We start from the raw sequence: 6,251 nt of genomic DNA, 5'->3' as shown, positions 1-6,251 counted from the left end.
AGAGGTATCAGAGGAGCGAAGTGATCCCTCAGAAGCCAATGGATCAGTCCCGAGAGGTATCGGAGGAGCGAAGTGATCCTCTATCGAGCGTATGAAATATGAAAAATGGGAAAGCGCTTCACGCTTTGATATAATGAAACTATCAACCTACTAAGGGGGGAACTAGAATGGAAGCCAAACAAACAGTTTACGTAAATGAGTTTACGGATGGCATTCTCGATCCAGGTCGGGAAATGGCTTATACATCCGGGAATGACGAACCTGTCGAGGGACGGTTTCTCGGGGATCCCTTCGTTGCGGTAAAATGTCCGGAATGCGGGACGATGAACCCGGAGACGGTCATTCACCGTGCCACGATTAACGGTGGCATTGAAATTGGCAGACACCCCGGTGTCGTCACGGTGACCTTCCTAGCCCCGCATTCCTATTTGCAGGAAAAAGGGCTGCTTGAGTTAGTAAGCGAGCAATATGCCTGAAAAAAGGTGAGGCTATCGGCCTCACCTTTCGTGATGATGATAAAAGTTTTGAAAATACCTCAGCGTTTCCGGATTCTTCATCGATCCTGTGTTCACCGCTTTCTCGACGGGCGTCCCTGTCAGAAGTTTTTTTATCGGAACTTCCATTTTCTTGCCGTTTAACGTGGTTGGTACTTCGTCGATAGCGAAAATGTCGTTAGGCACGTGTCGTGGGGAACATTGGCTGCGAATGCCCTGGTTGATGTCTTTTTTCAGTTCATCGTTAAGTTCCTCGCCTTCTTTCAGGACGACGAACAGGGGCATATAGTCTTTGCCGTCCGGGTCGTTGATATCGATGACGAGACTGTCTTCTACGGCGTCAATATCGTCGACGGCGCTGTAGATTTCACTTGTTCCCATGCGGATACCGCCGCGATTAATGGTAGAATCGGAACGGCCATAGATTTGGCAGCTGCCTCGCGAGGTGATCTTAATCCAGTCTCCGTGCCTCCATATGCCGGGGAATTCCTCGAAATAGCTGCTATAATAACGTTCATTGTTGGTGTCATTCCAAAAATAGAGCGGCATGGACGGCATCGGTTCCAAAAGGACGAGCTCCCCGACTTCATCGAAGACGGGTTCAGCGTCCTCTGTATACGCTTGCACATTTGCCCCGAGTGCGCGACATTGAATCTCGCCGGCATAGACGGGTAAAAGCGGCGAGCCGGTGACGAATGCCGAGCAAAGATCCGTGCCTCCGCTGACAGAAGCGAGCCATAGATCTTTTTTGATATTTTCATAGACCCATTCGGATCCTTCCGGTGGCAAAGGTGAACCGGTGGAGGCGACGCTCTTCAAGTGGCGCAAGTCGTATTTGTCCATCGGCTTTTCTCCGTTATTTTTATTCGCCACCAAATAGCTTGCGCTTGTACCGAAGACCGTCATTTCGGTTTCCTCCGCAAAAGCCCATAATGTTTCCATATTCGGATACGCCGGGCTGCCGTCATATAAAACGATCGTCGAACCGGTGAGCAAGCCGCTGACGACGATATTCCACATCATCCATCCGGTCGTCGTGTACCAAAAGAAGTTATCCTCCGGTTTCAAATCGGTGTGGAAGGTCAGCTTTTTCAAATGTTCAAGCAGGATCCCGCCATGTCCTTGTACAATGGCCTTGGGAAGCCCGGTTGTGCCGGAGGAATAAAGGATCCAGAGGGGATGGTCAAATGGCACTTGCGTGTATGACAAAGACGTTGTTTGGTGTTCTTTTATAAACTCATCCCAGCTTTCGATGTTGGTGAGTACGTCTGTGTTGGGGTTTTCTGACAGATATGGCAGTAGAATCGTTTTCTTCAGTGATGGAATGGACCTTTGAATTTCGTAGACGGCATCGATGCGATCGTGATCTTTGCCATTATAACGATAGCCATCGACGGCAATCAGTAGTTTCGGTTCGATTTGCTGAAAACGATCGATCACCGTACGGCTGCCGAAATCGGGGGAACAGCTGGACCAGACCGCGCCGATACTGGCACAAGCCAAAAAGGCAATCGTTGCTTCCGGAATATTCGGTAAATAAGCCACTACGCGGTCCCCGGATTTGATCCCTTCCGCTTTTAACCCGGCAGCAAATGAAGCAACCTTTTCCTGCAAGGTTTGCCACGTCATTTTTTCGAGCGGGCGGATTTCGGATTTAGAAATAATAGCGACTTCTTCAGGCCGGGCATGAAGGAAAGCGTGCTCCGCATAATTCAACGTTGCGCCATCGAACCATTTCGCGAAGGGCACCCCGTCTCCGGATAACACGCGATCATAGGTTGAAGACGCTTTAATATCAAAATATTCCCATTGCGTTTCCCAAAAGTCTTCCACGTTGTTGACGGACCATTCCCATAACTGTTGGTAGTCGTTAAAAGCCAACCCTTTTTTGTCTTCCAGCCACTTCATGTAGTGAGCAAGGTTTGATTGGTTGATGAATGCCTGTGATGGCTCCCAAAGGAGCTCTCCTTCTTTGACTGGCATGATAAGCCTCCTGTTTGATAATGAATATTTTCATTATATCATATTGCGGGGCAGGGATTAATCGGACGATTCAGCGCATCTATTGATTCCCATCGTTAAATCATCCGTCCTTGCCTTCTTTTTTCGAAATCGTAGCGATGCTAATGCCGATAATGATCAGCGCAGATCCGGCCACTACGCCGACCGTCATTTGTTCATCCAACAGAATGCTGCTGAATGTTAATCCGAAAATAGGCACGAGCAACGTTGATATCGTGGCGGAGACCATATCAATTTTACTGATCACGATATACCAGACGGTGAAACACAATGCCGAAGCGAGCACGCCGGTGAATAAAATATAATAGATGCTCTCAGCGTTTAAAACGATGGGTTCTCCCCATTCCATGATGATTGTTGCTGCCGTAATACCGATGGCGCCAAAAAACATTTGAAAGGCAGAGGCCTGTAATTTTGGCAGCTCTTGAACACGGAGCCGGTAATAGATATTAGCTGCCGCCCATGATAAAGCGGCTTTGATGATTAATAATTGGCCGAAAATGACGTCAAAACTTTGCCCTGTCCAAATGTCCCAGCCTAAAATAGTGAGCAGTCCCAAAATCCCCATGATTAACCCTGTCATTTTGGCAGGGGTTATTTTTTCTCCAAGGAATATAACGGCCAGAATGCTGCTCCATACGGGCATGGAATACAAAAGGATGGAGGACTGCCCGGCGTCGACAAACTCCAGTCCATACATAACGAGCAGGAAAACAATGGAAGTCTGGAGGATGCCGACGATGATGAGATGCTTCCAGTATCGTTTGGGCGGAAGACCGATTTTTAATATCCACACAATGAGCAGTAACGTGGCGGCACCCGTCCCGAAACGAAAAGCTGAAAACGTAAACGGACCCATATATGTAAGGGCTTCTTTCATGAGCACCCAAGCGTAACCCCAGAGAAGTGTTATGATAAAAATAAGCGCCCAAATGAGGGCCTTATTGTCAGGAATGCTCCATTGTTTCATAAAATGATCCTTTCGGTATGTAAAAGTGACAGAATATCAGCAGAAAGCGCCAGAATATCATGGGAAAGCGCCAGATTCTGTTTGGAAAGCGCCAGAATATCATTGAAAAGCGCCAGATTCTGTTCGGAAAGCGCCAGATTCCCCGGATCCTCCGAGAAGCTATATTAAAATATTGTATGGTATGCTGGGAAAGCGGTCAATGTTAGTTGGATGGACGTGAGCAATGTGAAGAAGGTCGTTATAGCCTGGTTTCTCGTCATCGGTTGGATGGGTCTTATTTTTTATTTTTCACATCAGTCGGGCGAGGATTCGAGTGCTCTCAGTGGTGGTTTAACGGAAAACATATATCATTTACTCCCATTTTGGCCGACGGATATGGAGAGCTTTCATTCGTTGATTCGAAAGGCCGCGCATGTGGGGGTGTACTTTGGTCTTGGCATCTTGGTTATCCACGCTTTTCGCGTAACCATGGCCACACGGCCACGACGGCTCATCATCTGGGCGTGGATTCTCTGCACATGTTACGCGATAACAGATGAAATCCATCAACTGTTCATCCCGGGGCGCAGCGGTGAAGTCAGCGATGTTGTTCTTGATAGTATTGGGGCGCTCGTAGGCATCGGGCTTTATGTCGTGTTATGGAAAAAATTCGCTAGTAAAAAAGAAGGCAGCTAATCACGCCTCTGCCTTCATTTTTTCTTCTTTTATAAGGTACTTGCGCAGGATTTGAAACATGGGCGGCAGGACTAATAGTACGGCCATAATTCGGATGACCTGGACGGTGACGACGAATGTTGAATCGGCGCCGAGTTCAACTGCGGTGGCAGCCATTTCCGCGACTCCTCCCGGTGAGAAAGCCAATATCGATGTGGCCATATCCAACTGCGTCACTGAGGCGACGAGGAGCGAGCAAGCGGCCAGAGCAATAATCAAGGCCAGGGAGCTTAGGGTTCCGACAATAATCACGGCTTTGGCGTCTCGGAATAACGAGCGCTGCATCCAGGCTCCGATGCTTGCGCCGAGAAATAACTGAGCACCACTCAATGCCCAATCCGGCCACCAGAGAACGGCTGTTGACTCACCACTACTGAAAAAAATATTAAAAATCGCAACGGTGATCATCGCCCCGAGCAACCAGGGTGTCGGGATCTTCAGCTTTCTTGCCAGTAAGATACCAAGCAGAGCCAGGGCCAGCAAAGCGATCGTCCACCCCAATTGACTAAAGCTGAGCGGCAAGCTCGTGGCTTCATAGGAAACGCTTTGGATGGACGCCGCGGACGTTACGCTGTCACCATTAAGCGATAGGAGAACAGGCACGGTGCCGATGACGAGGACGATACGGAGCACTTGGGTAATACTGACAGTGCCCACATTTGCACCTGTTTCCTGCGCATAAGCAGGCATGGCAACAACGCCTCCGGGAGCCGTAGCTATGAAACTGGACAACAAGTCTGTGTTTGTAAAATAAAAAAGGAGTAATCCGGTTAAAAAAGCAAATATGATCGAAAGAATGAGGACAGCAAAAATAATCAACCAATAGCTGCTCAGTGTTTCAAAGAGGGTCATATTGACATATAGGCCAAGCTGCACGCCGAGAATGCCTTGGCCGACCCAAAACCAACTTTTCGGAATGTCGTTTACCGCGTGTTTTAATCCTCCAAAATTTGGTTGAAAAAGCGCGACCAAACTGCCGGCAAATAAAGCGCCAATCATCCAGGCAATCGATAAGTCGGTAAAAGAAAATAAAAAACCGCCCAATCCACACAAGGCAAAATAAATCACGTACTGCATAACGATTTCCTTCTTTCTTGATGCAGACACTTCCTCCAGTATAATAGTGATGAGACTTCACAGGCAAAATATCAGCTTATGAAAGGGGGACATTATGTTGCGTTTTTTTATTCTCTTATTTTCAATGCTGCTGGTCGGCTGTCAAGCCCCTGAGGATGATCAGCTTCAAGGCACGGTGGTAAACATCGTGGATGGCGATACGTTTGACGTTAACATTCAGGGGATGGGCGATGAACGCGTGCGCCCGATTATGGTGGATGCACCGGAGGTTTGTCATCAACACGATCCGCCGGAATGTGAGCCGGAACCTTACGGCGAAGAAGCAACTGAATTTGCGACAGACGTACTGCTTGGAGAAACGGTTTATCTCGAGCAAGACGAGTCCGAACGCGATCAATATGATCGGTTGCTGTTCTACGTGTACGTGGAAGAAGATCGGATGTTCCAGGAAATGCTGTTGGAAGAAGGATTAGCCGAAGTCGTCGTCTATGAACCGGATGTGCGTTATGAAGAGGAACTATATGAAATCCAGGAAGAGGCGCAAGCGCAGGAAAAAGGGATGTGGGGGCGGTGAGGTTGATTATTGCTCGAGTAAATACGTAATATCCGCCCCGGTTTTCTTTATTTCATTAATGAAAAAATCATCTGTGTGTTTGAATTCTTCCGATCCGAATGGGAAGGGTTGAAGGAGAACTCGAACGCTTGCATCGTGTAGCCATCCATATAAATCTAATTTTTCCATAAGTGGTGCTTTCCCAAAATTAGGAGAGACAATCGCGATGTCGACGTCACTGTCTGTTGTTGCGGTTCCGTTGGCATATGAGCCAAATAAAATGACCTTCTCGACCGTCATTCCCCCATGTACAAATTGAACGTATTGTTTTATCTCTCTGAAGATTGTATCTGTTGTTGTAGCCATACAATCATCTCCTCCGTTTCGTCATATATGCGAACAAATTTCACTGGGTAGAGTT

At 47.8% G+C, this 6,251-nt stretch carries 6 protein-coding genes and 1 pseudogene; 3 read left to right on the top strand and 4 right to left on the bottom strand.

Going from position 1 to position 6,251, the window contains the following annotated elements:
• Nucleotides 1-167: 167 nt before the first annotated feature.
• A pseudogene (locus BLS58_RS17390) lies at nucleotides 168-344 on the top strand (acetamidase/formamidase family protein); the annotation flags it as partial.
• A gap of 153 nt (nucleotides 345-497) precedes the next feature.
• Here BLS58_RS17390 and BLS58_RS02335 read toward each other — a convergent pair.
• Together BLS58_RS02335 and BLS58_RS02330 are read right to left on the bottom strand one after the other, a co-directional pair.
• A complete protein-coding gene (locus BLS58_RS02335; protein WP_090395965.1) occupies nucleotides 498-2,477 on the bottom strand; it encodes an acetoacetate--CoA ligase in 1,980 nt (659 codons plus the stop codon).
• Nucleotides 2,478-2,577: 100 nt separating this feature from the next.
• The gene (locus BLS58_RS02330) at nucleotides 2,578-3,486 is read right to left on the bottom strand and encodes a DMT family transporter (RefSeq protein WP_090395964.1); all 909 of its coding nucleotides are present in this window, start codon (nucleotides 3,484-3,486) and stop codon (nucleotides 2,578-2,580) included.
• A 225-nt stretch (nucleotides 3,487-3,711) separates the two neighbouring features.
• Here BLS58_RS02330 and BLS58_RS02325 point away from each other — a divergent pair, with 225 nt between their 5' ends.
• Nucleotides 3,712-4,161 (top strand): VanZ family protein, encoded by a 450-nt coding sequence (locus tag BLS58_RS02325; protein ID WP_245723030.1) that lies wholly within the window; start codon nucleotides 3,712-3,714, stop codon nucleotides 4,159-4,161.
• Here BLS58_RS02325 and BLS58_RS02320 read toward each other — a convergent pair whose 3' ends face one another.
• The gene (locus BLS58_RS02320; RefSeq protein ID WP_090395962.1) at nucleotides 4,162-5,277 is read right to left on the bottom strand and encodes an AbrB family transcriptional regulator; all 1,116 of its coding nucleotides are present in this window, start codon (nucleotides 5,275-5,277) and stop codon (nucleotides 4,162-4,164) included.
• 94 nt (nucleotides 5,278-5,371) lie between these two features.
• Here BLS58_RS02320 and BLS58_RS02315 point away from each other — a divergent pair, with 94 nt between their 5' ends.
• The gene (locus BLS58_RS02315; protein ID WP_090395961.1) at nucleotides 5,372-5,851 is read left to right on the top strand and encodes a thermonuclease family protein; all 480 of its coding nucleotides are present in this window, start codon (nucleotides 5,372-5,374) and stop codon (nucleotides 5,849-5,851) included.
• Between the two features lie 6 nt (nucleotides 5,852-5,857).
• On the opposite strand, the gene BLS58_RS02310 is transcribed toward BLS58_RS02315, so the two are convergent.
• Nucleotides 5,858-6,196 carry a nucleotidyltransferase domain-containing protein gene (locus BLS58_RS02310; RefSeq protein WP_090395960.1) on the bottom strand — a complete coding sequence of 113 codons (339 nt, stop codon included), beginning with the start codon at nucleotides 6,194-6,196 and terminating at the stop codon, nucleotides 5,858-5,860.
• Nucleotides 6,197-6,251 lie beyond the last annotated feature (55 nt).

The organism is Natribacillus halophilus (assembly GCF_900100185.1).
Lineage (GTDB): Bacteria > Bacillota > Bacilli > Bacillales > Marinococcaceae > Natribacillus > Natribacillus halophilus.
The sequence above is the reverse complement of the archived record's forward strand: the minus strand, read 5'-3'. Positions and strand labels throughout refer to the sequence as shown.

Bases quoted from the DNA above. Each gene is read 5' to 3' on its own strand.
- BLS58_RS02335 (WP_090395965.1), bottom strand. From the start codon at position 2,477: ATGCCAGTCAAAGAAGGAGAGCTCCTTTGGGAGCCATCACAGGCATTC.
- BLS58_RS02330 (WP_090395964.1), bottom strand. From the start codon at position 3,486: ATGAAACAATGGAGCATTCCTGACAATAAGGCCCTCATTTGGGCGCTT.
- BLS58_RS02315 (WP_090395961.1), top strand. From the start codon at position 5,372: ATGTTGCGTTTTTTTATTCTCTTATTTTCAATGCTGCTGGTCGGCTGT.
- BLS58_RS02320 (WP_090395962.1), bottom strand. From the start codon at position 5,277: ATGCAGTACGTGATTTATTTTGCCTTGTGTGGATTGGGCGGTTTTTTA.
- BLS58_RS02310 (WP_090395960.1), bottom strand. From the start codon at position 6,196: ATGGCTACAACAACAGATACAATCTTCAGAGAGATAAAACAATACGTT.